The following is a 24286-nucleotide window of genomic DNA, read 5'->3' as shown; positions in this document are numbered from 1 at the left end:
CCAAATAAAACACACTCCTTTCGGAATGTGTTTTATCGTTTTTTATCCAAACTTGGGATTATATCACCTTCTTGATATTATTAAGATTCAACTCTTGAAGTGTCAAATTTTCCAATAATATTATGGACTCTGGATACAGTCATCCATGCTGCAGGGTCTGCTAACAAGATTTCATTTTTAATAATATTTTGCTCTAAATAAAGTGCAAAAGTCTCAATTCTAACAGTTTCAGTATTTGTATAACCGGCAGTAAGCTTATCTATATTATAACCGTGTCAATAATTAATAATTTTAAGACGGTCAATAATCTTGTCTGGGTTTTTTGTATATATTTCAATTCTAATCTTACGATATTTAGGAAAAATGAGATCAATAAATGAAATGTAAATAAAAACATATGCAAAAAAACTTAAAATTCTTAAAATTAGTGCTGCAATATTAAATGGTCTATCTGATGATACTCCTAATAACTCAACAATGCTAATTGTCACAATTGAGAATGCTCCAAAAATCAAGGCAACAATTGTTGAAATATGACCCACTGATTTTTGTTTAACTCTAGAAATATAATAAATTATAAAATCTCCGCCAGCAGTAGAAGCTGAATTTTTTCATGAAATACCACTTGCTGATCCAGCCATACAAGCACCAATAACGGCATAAACAATAATTGGCCATGTTGGATTGGCGTAGCCATTTTCAATAATGTTTTTAAAATGATTTAATTGATTAAATTGAGACTGGGTAATTTGATGTATATATCCTAACTCTTTGATTACGCCTGCCTCTAAAGAATTATTAATGCTTAATAAATATAGACCATCTTGAGATGTTGGATTTGTATTAATTCATTGGAACAAATGACGATATGAATTTTGATAAGTTCCATATGATTCCCAAGGAATTAATGATTTAAATTCATTTGTAAAACGGGAATCAACTGGAGAAATTCAATTAATATAATAAATCGAAATTTTATTAAAGAAATGTCCAATTGGCCCAATTAATAATATCGATTGAAACGCAACTTGCCATAATAATCAGTATGTCGTTAAAATCATAAATAATCGTGAATTTTTCTTTCAAAAAGCAATTATTAAGGGTAAATTCATAAAGAAATAAATAAAAGCAAAATATGGTGCAGTTGATGAAACTGTAAATGTAATTGCTTGAACTATAGCCGAAACCCCGGTTGCAACCGTTGCTGCCTTAGCTAAAAATGTTGCGATAGCTATATTGTATAGGATAGCTGAACAAAAAACAAAGAACATTTTCTTAGGAAACTTTTTTCATACATTAAAAAAATTAACTCCATAAGGATTTATTTCATAAGGTAATTTTGAAGGATTCTTTTTACTTTTTCGCTTTTTTTCCTCATTGGATAATGCTATATATTCTTCTGATTTAAGTTGTTTTTGTTTAGCTAAATCTATATTCTTTTGTTCTGGACTTAGGTTATTAATTTTGCACGTCTTTTTCATATGTCCTCAATATAATAGAAAATAATAACACTTTTTTAAAAAATAAAATGATTATGTATTAATATACATAAAAAATAAAACAGCTAACTAAAGCTGTTAAAAATTATTTTGATGATAGAGCTTTTTTGGCTGTTTCCACTATCGAAGTAAATGATTCAGGATAGTTAATTGCTAATTCTGAAAGCATTTTTCTATTAATATTTATATTTGCTTTATTTAATCCTTCGATTAGTCTTGAATATGTAATACCATTTGTTCTTGCTGCTGCGTTAATACGAGCAATTCATAATTTTCTGAATTCACGTTTAACTTGTTTTCTATCTCTAAATGCATATGTTCATGATTTAACAACAGCTTGCTTAGCAACTTTATAACCAATAGATTTGTGTCCTCAGTATCCCTTAGCAAGTTTTAATCATTTAACACGTCTTCTTCTTGTTACTACTCCGCCTCTTGTACGCATAATATTTTCCTTTCCAAATAATTTATTAAAAAATTAAATTAATTCTTTATATCTCTTAAAATCTGATGCTGATAAGGTTGATGATTTACGAGATTGACGTTTTTGCTTAGTTGTTTTATTTTGTGCTAAGTGTGAACGATATGCATTTCCACGTTTAACTTTACCTGTTGCAGTTATTTTAATTCTCTTCTTTAAACCGCTCTTGGTTTTCATTTTTGGCATGTTATTCTCCTTGTGGTTGTGAAGGTTCGTTATTTTTTTTGTTAAAGGCTTCAACTTTCTTTTTATCTTTTTCGATATACATATCTAAAAAACGTTCATTTACTAAAGTTGGCTCTTTTGATACTTTTGCAATGTCCTCGACAAGCGCATAAAACTTATCTAAAATTTCGTGCCCCAAATCAGTTCTGCTACGCTCACGACCCCTAAATTTAACCGACACTTTTACACGATTTCCCTCCAAAATAAATTCACGCACTTTGCGTGCCTTTGTTTCAAGGTCATGTTGTCCAATTAAAGGGGTTAATCTTATTTCGCGGTTAATAGTTACTGACTGTTTTTCCTTAATTGCTTTTTGTTTTTTCTTCTTATCATATTTAAACTTACCATAGTCCATAATTCTAGTAATAGGTTTGTTATTTTCAATTGAGATAAGAACCAAATCCATTTTATATTCAGAAGCTTTTTCTAAAGCATCCTCTTTAGTTAAAACTCCTATTTTTTCATTATCAGGGCCTAAAACAAAAACTTTTTTATAAGGTATGTCATTATTTACAACGTGTTCTGATTTCGGTTTTTTACTTTGACTATTTGCAAAGTTTGAGTTATCTTGATATATAACTTCCTCCTTAAATAAATAAAAAGTGGGTTTAGACCACTTCTCATTAACTACAAAAATATTAAATAATCTTTATCTGTAGCGACCCAGCAAAAAATCACTTAGGTGAGAAATGAATCTACTTATTGCTATTAAAAGCACAATAATTTTAACATAAAATCATTTTAAGATTAATAACATTTTCAAAATATCTTACAAAATAAATTATTTCTATGTTTTTATTAATCAAATAAGCAAAAACGGATGGTAATTCTCTTTGTAAGATTTAATAAAAGTTTCTAATTTCACAAAAAAATGTTAATTTCAAATTAAAACTCAAAACAAAAATACAATCTAGTTTTTTTCTTTAAGGTAATTGCTAAATTTTATCATTTTTTAACATTTAAAACAGCAACTATAAAGCACTATCTATATTATTAATTATTTGAACCCAAAACTTTTCTATGTTTTTTAGTATAAATTTTGTGCTTTTAGCCAAAAGTAATAAAATTGTTTTTAGATAGTATAAAACTAGATAAAAAGATACAACATTGAAAGGAAAATATGAAAAAACAAGGAAAATATAAACTTCTAGCAAGTTTACCATTATCTATAGTTGGCATAGCACCTATTGCTATACTATCAGTAAGCTGTCAATCGGGGGAACAAGATAAACTAACCCAAGAACTTATAAAAAAAGAACAGCAACTTTCAAAGGAACAAGTTGAAAAAGATAAAGCTACCAATCAACTAAATTGAGCTAAAGAACAACTTCCAAAAAAAGATTTAGAAATAAAAAAATTAAAGGGTGAATTAGAAAAAGTAACTCCGCAAAATGATGATAAAAAAGTTTTCGAGACTAAAAAATATAACTTTAAAAACTATAATGCTGAATACACAGTAAAAGAAACAAATGAAGCTGAAGCATTTTTTATTAAAGATGACAAGTCTAAGACACCTTATATTGACTTAGATCAGTTTATATCGATTTTAGATGGTTTATTTGACCAAAATCAATTAAGTTCATATGTTGAAAAAGATAAAAATACAAAAACCTATTTTACAAAAAATCCAGATGGAACAATATCAAATAAATTAATTATTGATTGAGCCAAAAACACCATTCAATTAACAAGCACTAATTTCTTTTATGAAATTTTTAAACCACAACAATTAACCGATGGTGAGCAATTCCTAAAAACCGAATATGAATTATCGCGCATCAAAGGTGATGAAGGCAAACTTATTAACTTTGACCTGGGCAAATACAATATGGATATCTTATATAGTAATGATAAAGTATTACTTCCATTTTCAATATTCAATACCTTATTCATGAGTACAACATCAAACAATATTTACTTTAATGGTAAAACATTTACAAATGTAAGTGATGGACTTGATGCATTTGAAACTGCAAGCAATGAGCTAAGAGAAAGAATAAGAAAGAATGATGATCTAAATGGTAATAAGGCTACAAAAGAAGAAAGAGAAGCAAACTTCAACCATTTATCATTTACAATGGACTACTTTTATGGCCTAAGAGAATATAAACAAATTAAATCTTTTGCAGACTATATTTCAAAAGAAGACAAAGAAAAATTATTATCAACTGACCCAAAAATATATAACAAAGCATATATAAATATCTTCCATAAACAATTAAATGATTTACACACAAACCTAAATACTTTTTCATATCGTGAAAAAGAATGAAATGCCGATATTTTTGACTCATTAACAGAAAAGGACTTTGGACAAAAATTGTTGAATGAGCAAAAAGTAGCAACCGAGTTAAGTGGGCTATTTAAGAAAAAATTTGGTAAGAAGGTTAGCGAAGTTGAAACTAAGGATTTAATTAGATACCACGGCAATACAGCTATTGTAACCCTTCTTGAATTCAAAGATGGAACAAAGGATGAAATAAAAGATGAGAACAATGCATGAAAATATGATACATACTTCCTAATGAGACATCTAATTGAAGAAGTTAAAAAGAATCCAAAAATTAAAAATATTGTATTAGATCTATCTTTAAATGGTGGCGGTAGCGTTTCTGCTATGGTTAGAACTTTAGGCTTTATGACCGATAAACCTATTTTAAACCGCGAACAAGATATTCTAAATAGAACAAATAGTTTAAGCAAATCAGAAGTTGACACCGATGGTGATGGTAAATACGAAAATGATGCTTATGATAAATACAATTGAAACTTGTTAGTTGGTGTAACTACATTTAGTGCCGCAAACCAACTAGCAAGTATTGTTAAGGAAATGGGTATTGCTAAAATTATTGGTCAAAAATCTGGTGGTGGTATGTCAGCTATTATGTCAAACGTAATGCCAGATGGTACAACTATTACTATGAGTGGACCAAACAATGCTGTTTTTGGAATAGAAAACAAAGAAATAGAAAGTGGTGTTCCAACCGACATTGCAATCGAATACAAAGACTTCTATAATGATGAGGCAATTGACAAGGCTTTAACAAGCGCTAACTCAAAACAAAATTAATAATAATTAATAACATCGGCCAAAAAATTCCGGTGTTTTCTTAAAATGAAGAAATTATTGTAAAGAAGGAAAAAATATGAAAAAATCAGGAAAAGCTAAACTTTTAGCAAGCTTACTTCCATTATCAGCTATTGGTCTAGCACCAATTGCTATACTAACTGCAAGCTGTCAATCTGGACAAATCGATAAATTAAATAAAGAAATTCAAGAAAAAGAACAAAAAATTCAAGAATTACAAAAAGAAAAAAATAATACTAACGATGAATTAAACAAAATCAAAGATCAACTAAATGAGAAAAACGAAATAATAAATGATATTGAAAGAGAAAACAATATCAAGCCTCAAAACGATGACAAGGTTAACATTAGTTCTACCTCTCACAGTTTCAAAAACTATAATCCTGAATATACAGTTAGCGATTCAAATGTTAATGTTTATGAAATTAAGGATGATAAATCAAAGACAGCTTATGTTGATATTGATCAATTTTTAAGTGCTCTAACTGGCTTGATTGGCCCAGAACAATTTAGTTCATATGTTGATAAGCAAAAGAATAGAAAAACTTATTACACAAGCAATCCTGATGGAACTATTTCAAACAAGTTGGTAATTGATTGAAATAAAAATACAATTTTTGTAACTACAACGGACTTCTTTTATGAAATATTAAGACCACAAGAATTAACAGATGGTGGAGAATTCGCTAAATATGAATATGAAAGAATTCCAGAAAGTGATAAAGGCGTTACTTTCGATCTAGGTAAATATCATATGGATATCCTTTACAAAGATGATAAAGTTCTAGTGCCATTTTCAGTATTTAACACTCTATTTATGAGCTGAACATTTAACAATATCTACTACAATGGAAGAACATTCACTAATGTTTTTGCTGGACTTGACTCATTTGGTAGAACTGAAGAAGAAGCAAGAAAAAGAATTAGAAAAGATAACAATCTCCATGGCAGCAAACCAACCAAGGAAGAAAGAGAAGCAAACTTTAACCATTTATCATTTACAATGGACTACTTTTATGGCTTAAGAGAATATAAACAAATTAAATCTTTTGCAGACTATATCAAAAAAGAAGATAAAGAAAAACTTCTATCGACTGATCCTAAAAAATGAAATGAAGCATACATCAGTATTTTCCATAAGCAATTAAATGAATTACATACAAGAATGAACTCATTCTCATACTATGAAGCAACTAATTATCTTAAACCTCTACAATTACAAATTGAAGACTATGGTCAATATAGAATTGATTTCAATAAACAAAGAGCAGAATTGGTTAAAGGCTTTGAAGCATATTTCAAAAAGAAAATTGCAGACTTCAAACCAGAAGACTATGTAAAATTTGTTGGTAATACTGCTTTTGTTACCCTATTGCATTTTGAAGATGGAACTAAAGAACAAAACAAATCGCCAGAAGCTTGAAAACATGATACATATTACTTAATGCGCAGTTTAATGGAACAAGTTAAAGAAAAGAAAGATATAAAAAACATTGTTCTAAACATTGCTATTAATGGTGGTGGTAGCGTTGGATCAATGGTTAAAACACTAGGTTTTATGACTGACAAACCAATTCTAAATCGTGAATTCGATATTTTAAATAGAGTAGGTAGTTTAAGTAAAGGCTTAGTTGATACTAATGGTGACGATAAATACGAAGGGGATGCATATACACAATACAATTGAAACATCCTAGTTGGTATAAATACATTTAGTGCTGCTAACCAATTGACAAGTATTGTTAAAGAAATGGGTATTGCTAAAATTATTGGTCAAAAAACTGGTGGCGGTATGTCAGCCATTATGCCTCTAGCTCTAAGCGATGGAACAACTATTACAATAAGTGGTCCAAATAATGCTACATTTGGTAAAGATAACAAAGAAATTGAAAGTGGTGTTCAACCAGACATTAAATTAGATTATAAGGATTTCTATAACTACGTTAAAATCGATAAAATGTTAAGCGCTCAAAATCAAAAACAAGACGAAAATAAACAATAATCATCCTTTCATTGTTAAAAAACATCAGCAATTAATGCTGATGGTAATGTAGTAAATTTTGTGTAAATTTATTTCCCGCTTACTTTTTGAGTAAGAGATTTGGGAATAGTAATCACACAAATCTAAATTTATTAGACAAAAATAACCAAATAACATAACAAAATCAGAGAATTTAATCTTCTGAATGTTATTTGGTTATTTTAAATTATTATTACTCTTCTTCGAAAATTATTTGCAATTGGATTGATTATAAACAGAAACTGTAGATAATTTTGTGTAAATTAATCTCTGGCTTGCCTTTTTTTTAGTAAGTGATTTAAAAATAGCAATTAACTCAATAACAATTTAATTGTTTCCTTTGAAAAATTTTTTACTAAATAAGAGCCAACAACCGCTAAGTCAACGCCACTCTCAAAACATTTTTTAATATTAAAGTCCTTAATACCACCATCAATTTCAATTATTATTTTCAAATTTTTTTGATCAATATATTTTCTAAGTTGTCTTACCTTTGCATAAGTAGATTCAATAAAACTCTGCCCACCCTTGCCAGGATAGACACTCATGGCTAATATTAAATCTAAATCCTTGAGAAATGGCATAACTCTGCTTACATCTGTATCAGGATTAAAGGCTAAGCCGAGTTTTATGTCTTCCTTTTTTGCTAATTTAATAAGTTTTTTGAGCTCTATTTCATTTTCAAAAGCTTCATAATGAAATGTTAAAATAGCTCCAAATTCCTTAAATTTATGATAATAAGAAAAAACATCTTTAACCATTAAGTGAATATCCATATGATGCTTTGGACACTTATCAAATATTTTTTTAATTTCTTCATATGTTAAGGCCGTATTGGGTACAAATTGGGCATCCATAACATCGTAATGAACATTACTAACACCTCATTTAATCAATGAATTAACATAGGAAATTAGTTGATCACTTTTTACATCTAATATCGAAGGGCTTATTTGTCTATTATCCATTTTTTTCCACCTTAATATATTGGTTCTAACATACGCTTCATAAAGCTTTTATAATTTTCATATCTTTCTTCTTTAATAGTTCCACGCTGAACACGTCTTTTAACTTCACAATCCTCAATTCTTTCATGGTAGTGTCTACAACTTCTAAATTTGCAAAAGGGGGATGCTTCTCTAAAAGAATTAAAAGCAACAGGCATTTCATCAATTGTTAAATCAAACTCAATAGATGAAAACCCAGGAGTATCAATAATCTCGCCGCCATTAAAGTTAATTAAACTTACTTCTCTTGTTGTATGTTTACCACGGTTTAGCGCCTTTGAAATGGCTTGTGTTTCAAAATTTGTGCTAGCTAAATAATTTATTAGCGTCGTTTTTCCGACACCGGTTTGGCCCACAAAAAAACTAGTCTTATGTTTAAAAATTTCTCGCAAGCCTTCAAAACTAGCTTCATTTTCATAATTTATTTCAAATACCTTATAACCTTGTTCCTTGTAAAAATCTATCCTTGAAGCAGATGTTAGATCTTTCTTGGTTAAAACAATTATTGGTTCTACATTCTTGCTTTCAATAATAATAAGGAACTTATCAACTAATTGAGAACTAAATTCTGGTTCAACTAATGACATAACGACAATTGCTTGGTCAACATTAGCAATTTTAGGCCTAATAAAGAAATTTCTTCTTCCTAAAATATGATGAATCAATCCTTCTTTTTCAAATTCAACATTATCGCCGACGATAGGTTTCATATCAAGCAATCTAAGTTTTCCTGAACCTCTCACTCTATAAATTTGTTTATCCCCGAACGACTTAACATCATAAAAACCTGCTAACGACTTAATAATTTTCCCTTTTTCCATTTAACACCTTCACTTCTACTTTTTATAATATTCAACTAAATATACAATTAAATAAATTAATAATCCAAAAATTATTGAGGAACCCAGTGTTATCAAAACAATGTTTAGTACCTTGTGTGATTTCTTTTTTTTCTTTTGCTCATGATTTTCAAGATCAAGCCGCTTTTCCATGCTTGCTTGCGGTGTTAAACAATGATCTAGATCACTAATTATGTCTAAGCAATTTAAATAGCGATTTTGAGGATTTTTAGCTGTACATTTTATTATAATATTTTCAACAGCTTGCGGAATAGTTTTCCCAACACCTTCTAAAGGTGGTATTGTACCGTTTATTTGAAGCAGTAAAATAGATTGGGCATCAATCCCTTGATAAACAGGATGTCCTGAAAGCATTTCATACAAAATCATACCAAAAGCATAAATATCGCTTTGAATTGAGGCTGGTTGACTTTTCAAGGGAATCTCAGGAGCTAAATATTGAACTGAGCCAACTGTTTTATTATCAGCTGTAACTCGCAAACTATCCTCGTTAATTGATATCCCAAAATCAATTAATTTAACTCTATTGGTATCATTTTCAATAATTATATTGCTTGGTTTTAAGTCTCGGTGGATAACATTGGATGAATGGATATCATACAATCCCCTGCATATCTCTCTCGCAATTCTTATTGCTTCATCAACAGGTATTTTTTTGTGTTTTGCAATTAATGCCTTGAGATTGGTTCCTTTGATTAATTCCATTGCATAATAAGATTCGTCTGCGCTTACATAGTAGCCAATCATCTTGATTACATTCGGCGATTTAATTGTTTTCAAAACGTTGCACTCGTTCTGAAAGCGGATTTGATTAACTTGTTTTTTTGTTATATCTGGAACAGTGAGTATTTTAACTGCCATTCTCTTTTGTGTCTTCTTATAACAAGCAGAATAAACCTCACCATACCCCCCTTTTCCTATTAAGACAAAGTCCTCAAAGTGTTTATTTACATTTTCGTATCTATCCAATCTCTTCAACATAATTAAAGCTCCAATATCAATGCTGTTAAATTATCTCTTGATTGATTTTTCTTCGCAATATCAATTAATTTTTGAGCTTTTTTATCAAGGTTAAGTTTTTTATCTAAAAGGATTTGCTCAATTGTTGGTTTATCAACAAAATCATGTATTCCGTCCGATGTCAATAAAATATATTTAATTTCTTCACTGCTCTTCAATAAAAAACTATCACATTTCATATTCTTATTAGGTCCCAAACAACTAACTAACTTATTGGCATCAGGTAATAATTTAACAATATCCATATCTATTTTTTTGATTTCTGCAAGTTCATGTAAAACGTTTTGATCAATAGTTATTTGATGTAATAAGCCATTATATGCATATGTACGAGAATCGCCAATATTAAATACATAAGTTTGTTTGTTTAAATTAAAAACTAGGGCAGCCGTTAAAGTTGTGCCCATATCTTGATAATTTGCAATATTTTTACTATTAACTATATCTTTAAGTGATTTTTTAATATAGCTTAGTGTGGTATTAAATCATTTATTTATATTTTTTCTATCATTAAATTGAATATTATCGTTAAAACTTTCTTGAAAATAGCTAACTAGTAATTCCACTGTTTTTTGTGAGCACAAGGCACCACCAAAATGACCCCCCATCCCATCGCATAATATAGCTAATGTTCAATTATTTAAAAAACTGATTGATGCACAATCCTGGTTCTCGTTACGATATTTTCCTTTATCAGTTTTAATAACATATTTCATTTTTCTACTTTTTTTAAGCCTTTCTACCAGGTTCTGCTTTTTGTTTTACATCAATAATGTGAGAAAAATTTTGTTTGATAATTTCCTTAACTTTATTAGCGGTTTCTTCAATTGAATTATTAATAACAACATGCTGAAAAATCGAAGAAAGAATTATTTCTTCTCTTGCTTTATCTAATCTTTTTAAAATAAGGTCATATGTTTCGGTATTTCTATTTTCAATTCTTCTTTCCAATTCTGTTAATGATGGAGGCATTAAGAATATTGAACATATTTCACCTTCTCTACCTTCTTTACGATACTTATTAATAATTTGCAAGGCACCATTAGTTTCGATTTCTAAAAATGGGATTTTTCCTGAGGCACAAATATTTGCCACTTCTGAATTTAGTGTTCCATAATAATTATCAAAATGCTTTGAATATTCTAAAACCTTATCTTCCTTAATAAATGTTTCAAATGTATCAATTGGAACAAAATAATAATGAATACCATCAACTTCGCCTTCTCTTGGCTCGCGGGTAGTAATTGAAACCGATAATTTTAATTTTAAGTCCTTATTATCAAACAAATATTTTTCAATTGTGCCCTTCCCAACACCAGAAGGTCCGGTAAAAATAATTAATTTTTTCTCCATGCTTTCTCCTTCATCTTTTTTATTTTAGAATATTTAAAGTACTATTAGAATATTAATTATATTAATAATTAATTATATAAAAAATATTTACTTTATGTTTTCAATAAAGTAAATAAAAATTTTTCCATACTTCTTTTGTTTTACTACCTCATAATGATTATTTTTATATGTGAAATTATTCCAATCAGTTTCAATAATAATCTTTCCATTAGAATTTATCATATTATTTAAAGTTAATATATCAATGCATTTAACAAGCAATTCTTTTTCCCTAAAGGGTGGGTCCAAATAAACAAAGTCATATTTTTTATCCTTATTTTTGGACAAAAAAGATAATGCATCAGTATTAATAATTAACAAATTGCTTTCTTTAAGACTATTTTTATTCTCAATAATTATTTTATATGCTTCGTAGTCTTTTTCGACACATGTGGCATTTTTTGCTCCACGAGATAAGGCTTCAAGACAAAATGAACCAGATCCAGAAAACAAATCTAGAAACTCTCGACCTTCAATATTAAATTGAATTGAAGAAAAAATGCCCTCTTTTGCTCTATCAGTTGTTGGCCTTGTTGTTTTAGAGGAAGGTTGTTTTAATAATCTTGAACGGTATTTTCCGGCTATAATTCTTAACATACTAATAATTATAATAACTTTAAAATAAGAGTAAAATATTTAATATTGATTTATTAAATGCCTTAAAAAAATATAATATTCAAAAACTGGAGGCTTATGTTAGAAGAAAAAAAGAAAAAACCTAGTGGAAAAAAATTTCTACTAGGTTTATCAATTTTTGCTATATCAGCAGGTTTTATTGCCACGGCTGGTTATTTTGGTTATAAAGCAGTTTTTGAGAAATTAGATGGTGGCGCTATTGATGAGGGGATTGTTCCGTTGCGAAATTCAGAAAATGATTTAAGCAAAACATCATTAAACGAAGATAATATCCCTTTCGAAATAAGAACAAGCGATGATGCTCTTATTTTTAATAGAAAAACAAGTAATTCATCAAGAGAACTTAATCCAAATTTTAAAGTGGGAAATTTAAGTTTTGTCGAAAGACCAATTGCTAGAACACCAAACGGAGAACCTGTCTATTATCTAGGAAAAGAAGGAATGCTTTTACTAAATAAAATGTTTAAACAAAGGGCACTTTATGGTCCAGAAATAAACGCAATTAAAAGAATCAATATAAATGTGCCAAATGATGAATTGCAAGAAGATCGAACTAACGGGGCTTATTTTCCTGCAAATCGCGAAATGTACATCTTTGTAAATAAAATAGTTGAAAACAATCTAAAACTTTTGAATCAACCAGTAGAAAAAAGAATTGAAATTATTTTTGGTACTCTAATGCATGAATACACTCATCATATTGATAATATGTATAATAAATCAATAAAAAGGGGTGATGAACTTGCAAATAGTGATCTTATTGAATATGAGGGTGATCACAACTATTATCATATAGAAACAAATAATGCTAAATTTTTGAATGAATTTCGTAAAAATTTAAACTATGATAACACAAGAGATAATAAACTTTTATTAAGAAATAGTCAAGATTTCCTGCATGACCAAGACCAATTACCAGTTTACAAGTTTTATAGTGCCAATGAACTTTTTAGGATAGCAAACGTTAAAATAACACCTCTTGAGGCTAAAAAATATGAACCTCTTGATTCTAGAAGGTTTTATTTCAATAATAATAAATATCAAAATGTTTCTTTTATTGAACCAACTAATTTGCAATCAATAAGATATCTTTTCTCATTTACTGAACTTGTACCAAGAGAAATAATTAAGCTTTCGCTAGGGCCAAATGCTTGGTTTTATAACTCTAATCGAAGCCAATTTGAAAACTATTTTTATTTTCGAAAAAACAATCGAACTGGTGAATTAATTTTTAATGCTGCTGGTGATGATATCCTAAAAAATATCGCTATCTTGAGAAAAGGCAATTTTTCAAATTCAAATGAATTAGCTACATTTGCATCCAATTGAGTTTTTAAAGACCAACTAGAAAACTTCCGTTCAAGTATTTATAATATTAGAACAAATGAATATGAACGTCCATTTGCAAATGTTGGTAACTCGCACCATAAAGGTTTGTTCAAAGCTTATGTTGACCTAATGGGCTGAGGAGAACTTATAAGTTTTGCAAATTATAATATTCAAAATAACGATTCAAAGAATATTAATCTAGGCGGGTATTTTGAATTACCACAAAAAATTATTGAACAAAAGAAAAATAATCGTATCAAATCTAAACTAATTTTTGTAGACCTAAATGATAACAATAATACTCTGGAAATTGATTATAAATTGCAAAATTATAATCTTACAACGAAAAAGGTCTGAAATTCTATATACTATTTTGATATCAAAGATAACAAACAAAAAGATTACTATGATGAATCATGAGTATATCCAAAGTTATTTAAAGACAAATATCAATATGTTTCATATTTTGCTAAAAATATAGATAGGAATATTCTTAATAAGAAATTTAAAAATAAGAAGTTTGATGTTAAATTATGAGTTGACCTTGATAACAACGGCACATATGACCTGAATAAAAAGGATAATAAGGAAATTATTTCATTATTAAATGATAATGTATGAAATAATAGCGGCAAAAAATTCTATGCTAGATTTAAAAATAATAAGCGCCGCACCACAACATATCGAAATAACAGATCAAATTTTATAAACAATTTACAATATGAACTTTTTAGCATCAACCAAAATAATGAAACAAAAAAATATTACTATACAATTAAAAACTATTAAGCTAACTTTTGTTAGCTTTTATTTTTATTTAAGATATCAAGTATAATTTTTTTTATGAAAAAAATTAGATTAGTTTTAGCTGGAACCGCTGAATTTTCAAAAACAATATTTAAGTCATTAATAAAAGATGAACGTTTTGAAGTCTCTTGTCTAATTAGCCAACCAAACAAAAAATTCGATAGAAACAAAAATGTATTACAAACCCCAATTGCGCAACTTGCTAATGAATTCAATATTAAACTCTACCAACCAGAAAAAATCAAAGATATCTATGAAGAACTAAAAGCAATTGACTTTGACTTTTTTATCACAGCATCATTCGGGCAATTTATTCCAAACAGCATTTTAAAATTACCAAATAAACTACCCTTAAATGTTCATGGCAGTTTATTGGAGAAATACCGTGGAGCTTCGCCGATACAATATACGCTTTTAAACAATGATAATAAGGCCGGAATCTCTTTGATTGAAATGATTGATAAAATGGATGCAGGTGATATCTTAAAAACATTAGAAATTGAAATATCAGAACAAGACAGCGCTATTGAACTATTTGATAGACTAGGCTTAGAAACTTCAAAAGTAATTGGTAATTGGTTGCAACAAATTTACAATAATGATTTCACAAGAAAAATTCAAGATGAAAATCTAGTAACATTTGCTCCTAAAATTCAAAATGAGGAAGCTGAAATTTTTGAAACATTAACCTGCCAAGAAGCACTAAATAAAATAAGGGCATTCAATGATCAGCCAGGCGCTTTCATAATTATTAATAATAAAAGGTTAAAAATTTATCGCGCGACAAAAAACAAAATTCAAACACCGATAAAAATAAAGTTTTCAGATGGTTATTTATATCTAATTGAATACCAATATGAAGGCAAGAAAAAAGTTAAACATGAATTTTAATTTTGAAAATTTTCTTGCTAAGCAAAAAGAACAAGAATATTGAAAAAAGATTGAAATTATATTAAAAAATGAAGATCTAGTACCATCAAAAAATAATGTTTTTAACGCTTTTACAAATTTTGATTTTAGTAATATAAAACTCATTATTTTAGGACAGGACCCTTATCCTACAAATGATAATGCCGACGGGCTTTGTTTTTCTTCAAAAAATAAAATAACGCCTGCGTCCTTAAAAAATATTTTTAAAGAAATCAAAAATTCCTATCCTCAAATTAAATTTAATAGCAATGATCTTACAAATTGAAAAAATCAAGGCGTCTTATTATTAAATACAATATTAACAACACTCAAAAACAAAACACAAGCTCACAAAAATCAAGGTTGAGAAATATTTAACTTAAATCTTATAAGAGAAATTCTTTCATATTATGATGGGATTTTATTTCTAGCCATGGGAATCGATGCTCAAAACTTTATTAAAACTCTAAATATTAAGGAAGAATATATATTTAAAACGGCACATCCTTCGCCCCTATCTTGTTGGCGGGGTTTCTTTAATAGTAATATATTTAAAAGAATAAATGAAAAACTTATATCGCTAGGAAAGAATGAAATTGATTGAAGTACAAAATAATATATTTAAACTAAAAATGATTATAATTTAAGAATACTATTATGTAAATAGTATTTTTTTATTAATAAGGAGACTTTATGATATCGAATTGCGAAACAAAACGTAATGAAAATATGTTATTAAAAGTTGCTTATGAGGGACAAGAATTTTGTTCTTGCGTAGCAAAAACTCATTTGTTTATTAGCGAAAACTTTGATAAAAATATTGCTTATATTTATGTTTCAAAAGACATTAAGGATTACTACGGTTTTATAAAAGTGGTTGATCATATTATCAATGTAAAACGTAGAAGTTATCAGATTGATGTTTTATCATTTGCAAATCTTCCTTTTTTGACTGTTAAGGAAGTTTTAAGAGCGTTTATAACAAGAATGGAATTTCACGGAGCAAAATTATATTCTGCTAAACAAAAATGTGAAAATAAGAATGAAGAAGAAAAAAGCGAAATTAAACTAACACTTTTTCTTGAAGAAAATAGTTATGCTGAATATATTGAAAAATTAACGATAATTTCCAAAAATGTTTCAAAAACACGTAATCTGCAAATCACACCACCTAACATAGCGACAAGTGAGTGAATCGCTGATGAAGTTAAAAAGGATTTCGAAGGAATTGAAGGATTATCGATTAAAGTATTAAATAAGGCTGAAATTGAAGAACTAGAAATGGGTCTAATGTTAGCTGTTAATGCTGGTTCTTCATATGAGCCAAGAGTTGTTATTGCCGAATACAACGGAAATCCAAATAGCAAAGAAAAATTTGTCTATGTTGGTAAAGGCATAACCTTTGATACAGGTGGATATAACACCAAGGGTTACCATATGGATGGGATGAAATTTGATATGTCAGGTTCTGCCATCGTAGCCTACGCACTAAAATCAATTGCACAGCTAAAAATAAAGGCAAATGTAGCTGCAATCATGATGCTAACCGATAATGCTATCGATACCCATGGAACTCTACCTGAATCTGTTATTAAATCAATGAGTGGAAAGACTGTCGAAATTACTGATACAGATGCTGAAGGACGCTTAGTTTTAGCTGACGGAATTTACTATGGTGCCACAAAGCTAAACGCTTCTTTGATTGTTGATGTAGCAACTCTAACTGGCGCAATGTTAAGAGCACTAGGAAAAACATACTCAGGTATTTATTCTTCATGTGACAAAAGATGAGAAGAATTTGAGGAAGCAGCAGAGATAGCTCATGAAAAAGTTTGAAGACTTCCAATGCATGAAGAATTTCATAAAACCAATAAGTCATCACTAATTGCTGATTTAAATAATTACAATAATTCATCAAAGGCTGATTCCAATTCTGCTGCGATGTTTTTAAATGAATTTGCAAACAAAGTTGATTTTATTCACTGTGATGTTGCTGGAACTGCTGATGCAAAAAATATGGGCTTGGGGATCCTAGTTTCAACATTAGTTGAACTAGCTGAAAAGCAAAAATAGAAAGGTAATTTAAAACTATGGAACTAATTAAAAAAATTGATGAAAAACGTAATGATTTTCTATTGTTAAAAGCAGTCTTTAAGGGTGATAAATTACCAAAAAATCTTGTCGAAAAGGATTTTACAATTACAGAATTTCTTAGCGAAAATGTTGCTTATGTTTACATGGGAGAAAGAGAAAAAATCAATTATAATAATATTTTTGATTTTGCTAAATCATTAGCTACAAATGCTGCAAGAAATTATCAAATCGATGTCGCTACATTTCCTGTTGATAACAAAATATGTATCTATGACACTGTTGATGCATTTACAAAAGGAATAAATTTTTCAGCAGCCAAACTTTATAATAAAAAAACCATCTATAAAAAAGAAAATCATAACAATCTTTCACTATATTTGCAAAATCCTACAAGCGATTTAATAGCCCACTTTAACAAGGCGGTGATTCTATCTGAAGCACTAAATTGAGCAAGAAATTTAGGTGTTACACCCCCTAATGAACTAAACTCTGAACAACTAGCAATAATTGCGCAAGAGGAACTAAGCCAATATCAAAATCTAAAGATAACAGTTTTAAACAAAAAACAAATTGAAAATCTCAACATGGGTCTGCTACTATCAGTTAATAGAGGTTCAATTTACGAGCCACGTGTTGTTATTATAGAATATAATGGTAATGAATTATCAAAAGAAAAAACCGTTTTGGTTGGTAAAGGTATTACATTCGACTCGGGTGGTTACAATATTAAAACCGGTCGCCATATGAATGGAATGAAATATGATATGGGTGGGTCTGCTGTTGTAGCTGCCGTTATGAAAATAATTGCTCAAACTAAACCAAAAACTAATGTAGCAGCTATCATGTGCATTACCGATAATAGAGTTAATGGTGACGCCTCTCTTCCTGATTCAGTTTGAACTTCAATGAGCGGAAAGACTGTTGAGGTAAATAACACTGATGCTGAAGGTCGTTTAGTTATGGCTGATGGTTTATACTATGGTGCAACAAAACTAAAAGCTACAAGATTAATTGATGTTGCGACCTTAACTGGAGCAATGATTATGGCTTTAGGTGACACATACACTGGGGTATGATCAACAACTAAAAAGGGTTGAGAAGATACAAAAAATGCCGCAAAAATTCAACATGAATTAGTGTGAAGAATGCCACTTGATGATGAATATGCTGAATATATTAAAGGTTCAATTGTTGCGGATCTAAAAAATACAGATTTTACCGGAAATGCTGGTTCTTCTTCAGCGGCGATGTTTTTAAAAGAATTTACCAACGATATAGAATATATACACTTTGATATAGCAGGGACATGTGATATTAATGAAAAACCAATGTTTGCAATGGTTAAAACAATATCGGAACTAGTATCAAAATAACATAAATAAGGGTATTATAAAAAAATTTTGTATAAATTAATCTCTGGCTTACTTTTTAGTAAGTGATTTGAGAATAGTAATTACACAAAATTATCTACGATACCAAAATAATAAAAAAATTCAGATCCTTTTAATCTGAATTTTTTTATGACTTATTTTTAGATTGATTATTAAAATAATCTTCCCAATAGTTAACGCCTAACCCAAAACTATATATATCTAGTGCTTGCGTTATATTTTCTTTTCTTGCTCCAATATATACCTTTCCATCGGCAGCGTTAAAATCAACTCTATATCTTTTAATACCAAGACGTTTTCTAACGCCTTCCTGTTCAAATGCAAATCTCGGATCGTCTGAATCAGTTACATAAAGAGCCTTTATTATCCCATCTTTATCAAAATCAGCTCCCCAAACATTTATAATGTGATTAATTGAAACGCTACCATATGTATGAGATATACCAATAGCCTTATTAGCTTCAATTTCTCGTCTAAGTCTATCTGAGAGTGGTTTTGCGTAGGCGCCATAACCAAAATGTCAACGGTCCGTTAATAAGTGTTTACCAAAAACGTCCTTAAAGAACCCAAGAAATCCAGATTTACCTTTTTCATAATTAATTTCTTGGTTGCGTTGTTGCCTATTAGAATAACCATAACCATTTATATAAGTATCAAAAATTTTATCTGGCCAAACAGTGCGCCCGACATAAAGTTTCTTAAAAATTTCAAATAATTGACTATGTTCTGTTTTTGTTTTTATATTATCATTATTAGCCTCAAGAAACTTATTAATTTCGCGAAAATCTATTTCATTATTTTTTCCTATTATTCCTTTTTGCGGATCACTTAAATACTTATTAATATAGTCCTTGTTTTGTGTGCTTCAATAGTGAATAGCATTTGCTGCAACTACTGCAGCACAAAGTAAATTATCACCACGGTCAAAATCTTTATTGATATCAAATCATCCTTCTTCATTATCATTATGAGCATATCATCAGCTATCGATATCGTCGCTTGCGTTAATATGATGGAAAAATTTACTAAAATTAGGATTTACACCCTTTAAAAATAAAGTTTCAACTACACCTTCACTTTTTAGAAAATCACCTAACGGAGTATTCAATAGTTGTTGTGTTTTATCGTTTGGTGAAGGAATTTTTGGTAAATTTGGGACTTCTGACTTTGGGGCAGGAATTAATTCTAACTGCGGAATTTTCTTTGGTTCATCTGCTTTATTATTAATTGATGGTCCAAGTGGTATTTGTGGAATTATATTATTTTCTTTATTCTTTTTTATAGAGGGACCTAATTTAATTTGCGGAATAACATTAGTATTGTTGCCTTTATTTTTAATAGTTGGATCCGGGATAATTTGCGGATTTTTTTCTTCTTTTTTCTTTTTATGCGGAGGAGTTAAAGGTTTTGAATCATTGATTCTTTCCTCAACATTATTTTCATTAGGATTATGCATATGTGTATTATTGTGTGGTTGTTCAGAATCCGGTTTAGGGGATGGCTCCATAACATTTCTATTTTGACATGATAAAACAACAGACGACATAGATAAAGTCGGAATAATGCCTAAAGTTAATAAAAACAACTTTCTTTTGCTCAATATTGAATACCTCATTTAAAATTAGTTTAACAAAGCAAAAAACATAATAAACGAGCCGATGTTTGTTGCTCCATTCAATATAATTTATACCATAGTTTTTTTTTTTTTTTTGCATCTTTTGAAAAAAATTTACTCAAAAAGCATTTTGAAGCATAGAAAAAAATTCGGGTTTTTATTAATAACCCAAATTTTTATTGCTTATTTTTAGATAAATTCTTAAAGTATTGCTCTCAATATGTGGTTCCTAAACTAAAAGTGTAAATATCTAATGCCTCAGCTATATTTTCTTTTTTAGCACCGATAAAAACTTTCCCCTTTTGAGTATCAAAATTCACCTTGTATCTCTTAATACCAAGACGTTTTTTGATTCCGTCTTGTTCAAAGAAGGCTTCCTGATCATCCGAGTCAGTTACATAAAGAGCCTTAACTATCCCGTCTTTATCAAAATCAGCTCCCCAAACATTAACAATATGATTAACAACAACTGAACCATAGGTATGAGAGATAGCAAGTGCCTTATTTGATATTATTTCATTTCTTAATCTTTCGCTTAGATTCTTTGCACTATGCGCATTTCTAAATGACCATCTATTTGATAAAATATTACTTTCAAACACATCTTTAAAAAATCCTTTTCAGTTAGCTTTAAGACTCCAGTTATTTGGATTATTTAACTGTTGTGATTTCGGTCCGATGCGAAAGTACGGATAACCATTTATTAATTCATCAAATAATTTAAATGGTGTAACAAAGCCCTTCCCAGTTCTTTTATCAACATTACCACCATAATCTTTTTTAATTCATTCAAAAAGTACGCTATTTTCTCTTGTAGTTCGAATTCCATCATTTCCCATATGATTAACAAAGGTATTCAAGTTGCGAAAATCAATTGTAATATCCTGCAATGAGTTTTTAAATGAAATTACTCCCTTTCTAGGATCTAGTAAATATTTATCTAAATATTGCCTATTTTGTTTAATTCAATAATGTAAAGCATTAACCACTACAATAGCACCACATAAAAAGTTATCGCCACGAGTAAATTCCTTATTGATATCAAATCATCCTTCTTCATTATCATTATGAGCATACCATCAGCTATCAACATCATCTTTTTGATTAACATAGTGAATAAATTTTGCAAAGTTAGGACTTACATCCTTTAAAAACAGAGATTCCACAACCTCCTCGTTGTGTAAAAATTTGCCCAGTTCTGTTCCTTTGATTTGCTGTGTCCTATCATTACCCAATGTTTTTTGCGGTTTATGAGGCGGGGTTGGCTTTAGATCAGGTGGGACAGGAGTAGGTTTTGGTACTGGTTCTGGTTCAGGTTGAGGTTTTGGTTTTATGTCATCTATTTTTTGACATGACAAAACAATTGCTGGTATAGAAATTACTGATATAATCTCAAAAGTAAATAATGTTGATTTTTTATGCTTCAATTTGGAAAAACCTCCTTGAAAATGATGATTTTCTTATGAACTATATTTTTACCATTAGTGCTATTTACTGAATTAAAGATAATTGTTCTTCTTGTTGAAAAATATTGGCAAGTAAATCTTTTATTTGTTCTCTTAAAGTAGTAAGTTTAGTTTTTCTATTATTTAATTCTAAACTTAGCTCCATATCTTCGCTATTTTGACTGTTTTTTTTCATTATTTGTTCTAATTGGTCATCAATATTCATTATAACAGAAATAGCAAGCGATAAATCCTTAAAAAGCGCTATTCTTTTATCTATTTGTTTCTTATATTCTTCAAATGTCTTAATTAAATTATCAATATCAAAGGAATTATTTTGTTCCTCTTTCTTTAATTCCATAAGTTGCATGATTTGTGTATTTATATTTTCTTTTTCATCTTCAAGTTCCATTATTTCCTGACGAGATTCAGAAAAATTTGGATCATAAGTTAAAAGTTTAATAACTTCTAATTTTCTTTTTTCATCATTCTTTTTTATTTCCTCAAATTCTTTTATCAACTCTTGAAAAACAGATTCATTTTCCTTATCGAATTCTTTTTCTTCATTAAGATTTTTAATTTGTTCATTCGCTTCACTAATTTCGTTATTTAATTCATCTAATTCCTGATTAATAACATTTTTTAGTTCTTGGCTCTTTTGATCAATTATTTTTTCATTTTCATTAATTTCCTTTTCTAATTTTTCTGCTTCAGGATTAGGCTTAATCATGTCTTTCACATCATCCTTATTTGCATTATTGGATTCATTATTGCCTTCATTATCATTGCCTTGTGAATTATCTTGATTAGATCCAGAATCATCTGATTCTTCGCTATCACTGGCATCGGGATTATTAGGATCAAAATCCTTATCGCTAGGATCATCACCATCATTTTCATCCGTTTTAGATTCATCTTCATGTATATCTGGTTTTTTTATTTCAGGGCTTGTTTCGGGACTATTTTCACTTGAATTATTACCCCCGATATTCGGCATTGTTTCCTCAGGAGTTTCAGGTTTTGGGCTATCGGTATTTTTTTCTAAACCTTTCGCATCGCTAATTTGCTTGTCTTTTTTATCAGTCATTTTTTCTAGCTTATTAGTTATGCCTTTACTACATGACATTACAACTATTGTTGTGAAAAATGGGACAGACAAACTAGCTAGTGACAACAAGATTCTACTAGATCTTTTCATATTTTCCCCTTTTTAATTAATGTGCTTTTCAATATAATATATACCATAGTTTTTTTATTTTTTTGCAAAGTGTATCTACTTTATTAAAATTGTTATTTATTTAAAAATATTAAAATTTAATTTTCTATTCATTTATTTCTAAAATGTAAAACTCTATTTTTATTAGATCTTAGTAATATTAAAAAATAAAATAAGATGATTATTAAATCATCTTATTAAATTCAGTAATCATTATAAGTATTTTTCAAGTTGTAATTGTTCTTGAGAAATTTTATCAATTAATTCTTTAATTTCCTTTCTTAATTTATACAAAAGGTCCTTCTTTTTATTCAATTTTTCTAGTTTTTCTTTAGCTAAAGGATCAGATTTTTTCATCAATTCTGCTATTTGGTTATCAATATCCTCAATTATCAAATTAGACACCGATAGTTTCTTATACAAATCTATTCTCTTATTTATTTCGCTCTTATTTTCTTCGAAAATTTTAATTAATTCTTCCGCATTTTTTTTATCAATTATTTCTTCTTGCAAATCCATTTTAATTTGTTCAATTTGAGCAATCACATCAGTTCTTTCTTGCTCTAATTCTGCTATTTGTTTAGGAAACTCAGATTTATCTGCCTTGTAGTTTAATAATTCTTCAACTTTTTGCTTTCTTTGTTGGCTCTCTATTTTTAAATCTTCATATTCTTTTTTTAATTCTTCGTATTCCTGAGCATTATCAGGATCGTCAACCTTACTTTGAGTTAGATTCTCAATTTGTTCATCCGCATCTTCAATAGCTGTTTTTAAATCATCCAATTCTGATTTAGAAATAGTTTCAAGTTCAACGATTTTTTTATCGATTTCATCTTCGTTAACCTTAATTTCATTTTGTATTTTTTGTGCTTCTGAACTAATTTTTGGTGTTATATCATCTTTTTTAGTATCAGGTGTTTTGATTAAACCCTTATCTTTAAGAGAATTAAAAAGTTCAGTCAAATCCTTTTCTTTGATTTGTGTTTCAATCTCTTGTAAACTTTTTTGTAATGATTCTAATTTAAACATTTCTTCTATTTCTTCATCTGTCAAGTTGCTTAGCAATTCATCTTCTTTAGGGTCAGGCGTAACTTCTGGAAGAGATGGTGATACAACAGTGTCTTTAGTGTCCTCTTCTTCTATTTTGCCATCAGGAAGTGTTTTTCCTAAATGTTTAATTTCTGGTTTCTTTTCTTGTTCTTCTTTCTTTTTAGGATCTTCTGGTTTCTTTTCTTGTTCTTTGCCTTCTTCT

21 protein-coding genes are annotated in these 24286 nt (G+C 29.0%); 7 read left to right on the top strand and 14 right to left on the bottom strand.

What is annotated here, in order from left to right:
- Positions 1-80 precede the first annotated feature (80 nt).
- From ACWXVS_RS02385 to infC, 4 genes are all read right to left on the bottom strand, one after another.
- Positions 81-1481, bottom strand: a complete 1401-nt coding sequence (locus ACWXVS_RS02385; protein ID WP_455994138.1) for a hypothetical protein — start codon at positions 1479-1481, stop codon at positions 81-83.
- Between the two features lie 103 nt (positions 1482-1584).
- Positions 1585-1944: a 50S ribosomal protein L20 gene (rplT, locus tag ACWXVS_RS02380; RefSeq protein ID WP_438340571.1), complete on the bottom strand. Its 360-nt coding sequence runs from the start codon at positions 1942-1944 to the stop codon at positions 1585-1587.
- Positions 1945-1977: 33 nt separating this feature from the next.
- Positions 1978-2157, bottom strand: a complete 180-nt coding sequence (gene rpmI / locus ACWXVS_RS02375) for a 50S ribosomal protein L35 (protein WP_438340570.1) — start codon at positions 2155-2157, stop codon at positions 1978-1980.
- A gap of 10 nt (positions 2158-2167) precedes the next feature.
- Positions 2168-2782, bottom strand: a complete 615-nt coding sequence (gene infC / locus ACWXVS_RS02370; RefSeq protein WP_438340916.1) for a translation initiation factor IF-3 — start codon at positions 2780-2782, stop codon at positions 2168-2170.
- Positions 2783-3325: 543 nt separating this feature from the next.
- On the opposite strand from infC, the gene ACWXVS_RS02365 reads away from it, so the two are divergent.
- Both ACWXVS_RS02365 and ACWXVS_RS02360 read left to right on the top strand, forming a co-directional pair.
- Positions 3326-5275 (top strand): S41 family peptidase, encoded by a 1950-nt coding sequence (locus ACWXVS_RS02365; RefSeq protein WP_455994861.1) that lies wholly within the window; start codon positions 3326-3328, stop codon positions 5273-5275.
- Positions 5276-5351: 76 nt separating this feature from the next.
- Positions 5352-7295 (top strand): S41 family peptidase, encoded by a 1944-nt coding sequence (locus ACWXVS_RS02360; RefSeq protein WP_455994858.1) that lies wholly within the window; start codon positions 5352-5354, stop codon positions 7293-7295.
- 329 nt (positions 7296-7624) lie between these two features.
- On the opposite strand, the gene ACWXVS_RS02355 is transcribed toward ACWXVS_RS02360, so the two are convergent.
- The 6 genes from ACWXVS_RS02355 to rsmD all read right to left on the bottom strand — a co-directional run bounded on the left by ACWXVS_RS02355 (position 7625) and on the right by rsmD (position 12189).
- Positions 7625-8281: a ribulose-phosphate 3-epimerase gene (locus ACWXVS_RS02355; protein ID WP_455994855.1), complete on the bottom strand. Its 657-nt coding sequence runs from the start codon at positions 8279-8281 to the stop codon at positions 7625-7627.
- An 11-nt stretch (positions 8282-8292) separates the two neighbouring features.
- Complete coding sequence (gene rsgA, locus ACWXVS_RS02350; protein ID WP_455994853.1) at positions 8293-9141, bottom strand: ribosome small subunit-dependent GTPase A; 849 nt, start codon at positions 9139-9141, stop codon at positions 8293-8295.
- A 15-nt stretch (positions 9142-9156) separates the two neighbouring features.
- On the bottom strand, positions 9157-10161 hold the full coding sequence (locus tag ACWXVS_RS02345; RefSeq protein WP_438340565.1) for a protein kinase domain-containing protein: 1005 nt from the start codon (positions 10159-10161) through the stop codon (positions 9157-9159).
- A 2-nt stretch (positions 10162-10163) separates the two neighbouring features.
- Positions 10164-10916, bottom strand: coding sequence for a PP2C family protein-serine/threonine phosphatase (locus ACWXVS_RS02340; protein ID WP_455994850.1), 753 nt, complete (start codon positions 10914-10916; stop codon positions 10164-10166).
- A 13-nt stretch (positions 10917-10929) separates the two neighbouring features.
- Positions 10930-11553: a guanylate kinase gene (gene gmk, locus ACWXVS_RS02335; protein ID WP_438340563.1), complete on the bottom strand. Its 624-nt coding sequence runs from the start codon at positions 11551-11553 to the stop codon at positions 10930-10932.
- Positions 11554-11640: 87 nt separating this feature from the next.
- A complete protein-coding gene (rsmD, locus tag ACWXVS_RS02330) occupies positions 11641-12189 on the bottom strand; it encodes a 16S rRNA (guanine(966)-N(2))-methyltransferase RsmD (protein WP_438340562.1) in 549 nt (182 codons plus the stop codon).
- A gap of 96 nt (positions 12190-12285) precedes the next feature.
- Between rsmD and ACWXVS_RS02325 the strand changes: the two genes are divergently transcribed.
- The 5 genes from ACWXVS_RS02325 to ACWXVS_RS02305 all read left to right on the top strand — a co-directional run bounded on the left by ACWXVS_RS02325 (position 12286) and on the right by ACWXVS_RS02305 (position 18740).
- Complete coding sequence (locus ACWXVS_RS02325) at positions 12286-14346, top strand: MYPU_1760 family metalloprotease (protein WP_455994847.1); 2061 nt, start codon at positions 12286-12288, stop codon at positions 14344-14346.
- Positions 14347-14400: 54 nt separating this feature from the next.
- Positions 14401-15255: a formyltransferase family protein gene (locus ACWXVS_RS02320; protein WP_438340560.1), complete on the top strand. Its 855-nt coding sequence runs from the start codon at positions 14401-14403 to the stop codon at positions 15253-15255.
- Positions 15221-15889: a uracil-DNA glycosylase gene (locus ACWXVS_RS02315; protein WP_444704958.1), complete on the top strand. Its 669-nt coding sequence runs from the start codon at positions 15221-15223 to the stop codon at positions 15887-15889. The genes ACWXVS_RS02320 and ACWXVS_RS02315 overlap by 35 nt, the downstream gene beginning before the upstream one ends.
- Before the next feature lie 77 nt (positions 15890-15966).
- Positions 15967-17346, top strand: a complete 1380-nt coding sequence (locus ACWXVS_RS02310) for a M17 family metallopeptidase (protein ID WP_455994844.1) — start codon at positions 15967-15969, stop codon at positions 17344-17346.
- A gap of 17 nt (positions 17347-17363) precedes the next feature.
- Positions 17364-18740, top strand: a complete 1377-nt coding sequence (locus ACWXVS_RS02305) for a M17 family metallopeptidase (protein WP_444704956.1) — start codon at positions 17364-17366, stop codon at positions 18738-18740.
- 145 nt (positions 18741-18885) lie between these two features.
- On the opposite strand, the gene ACWXVS_RS02300 is transcribed toward ACWXVS_RS02305, so the two are convergent.
- The 4 genes from ACWXVS_RS02300 to ACWXVS_RS02285 form a co-directional block, all read right to left on the bottom strand.
- The gene (locus tag ACWXVS_RS02300) at positions 18886-20358 is read right to left on the bottom strand and encodes an IdeS/Mac family cysteine endopeptidase (RefSeq protein WP_438340556.1); all 1473 of its coding nucleotides are present in this window, start codon (positions 20356-20358) and stop codon (positions 18886-18888) included.
- A gap of 191 nt (positions 20359-20549) precedes the next feature.
- Positions 20550-21800, bottom strand: coding sequence for an IdeS/Mac family cysteine endopeptidase (locus ACWXVS_RS02295; RefSeq protein WP_455994841.1), 1251 nt, complete (start codon positions 21798-21800; stop codon positions 20550-20552).
- A 64-nt stretch (positions 21801-21864) separates the two neighbouring features.
- Positions 21865-23016 carry a hypothetical protein gene (locus ACWXVS_RS02290; protein ID WP_455994838.1) on the bottom strand — a complete coding sequence of 384 codons (1152 nt, stop codon included), beginning with the start codon at positions 23014-23016 and terminating at the stop codon, positions 21865-21867.
- A 231-nt stretch (positions 23017-23247) separates the two neighbouring features.
- The coding region (locus ACWXVS_RS02285) for a hypothetical protein (RefSeq protein WP_455994835.1) at positions 23248-24286 on the bottom strand (1039 nt) is incomplete at its 5' end.

The sequence above is a fragment of the Mycoplasma sp. 327 genome (assembly GCF_053851655.1).
This window is presented reverse-complemented; position numbering and strand designations above follow the sequence as displayed.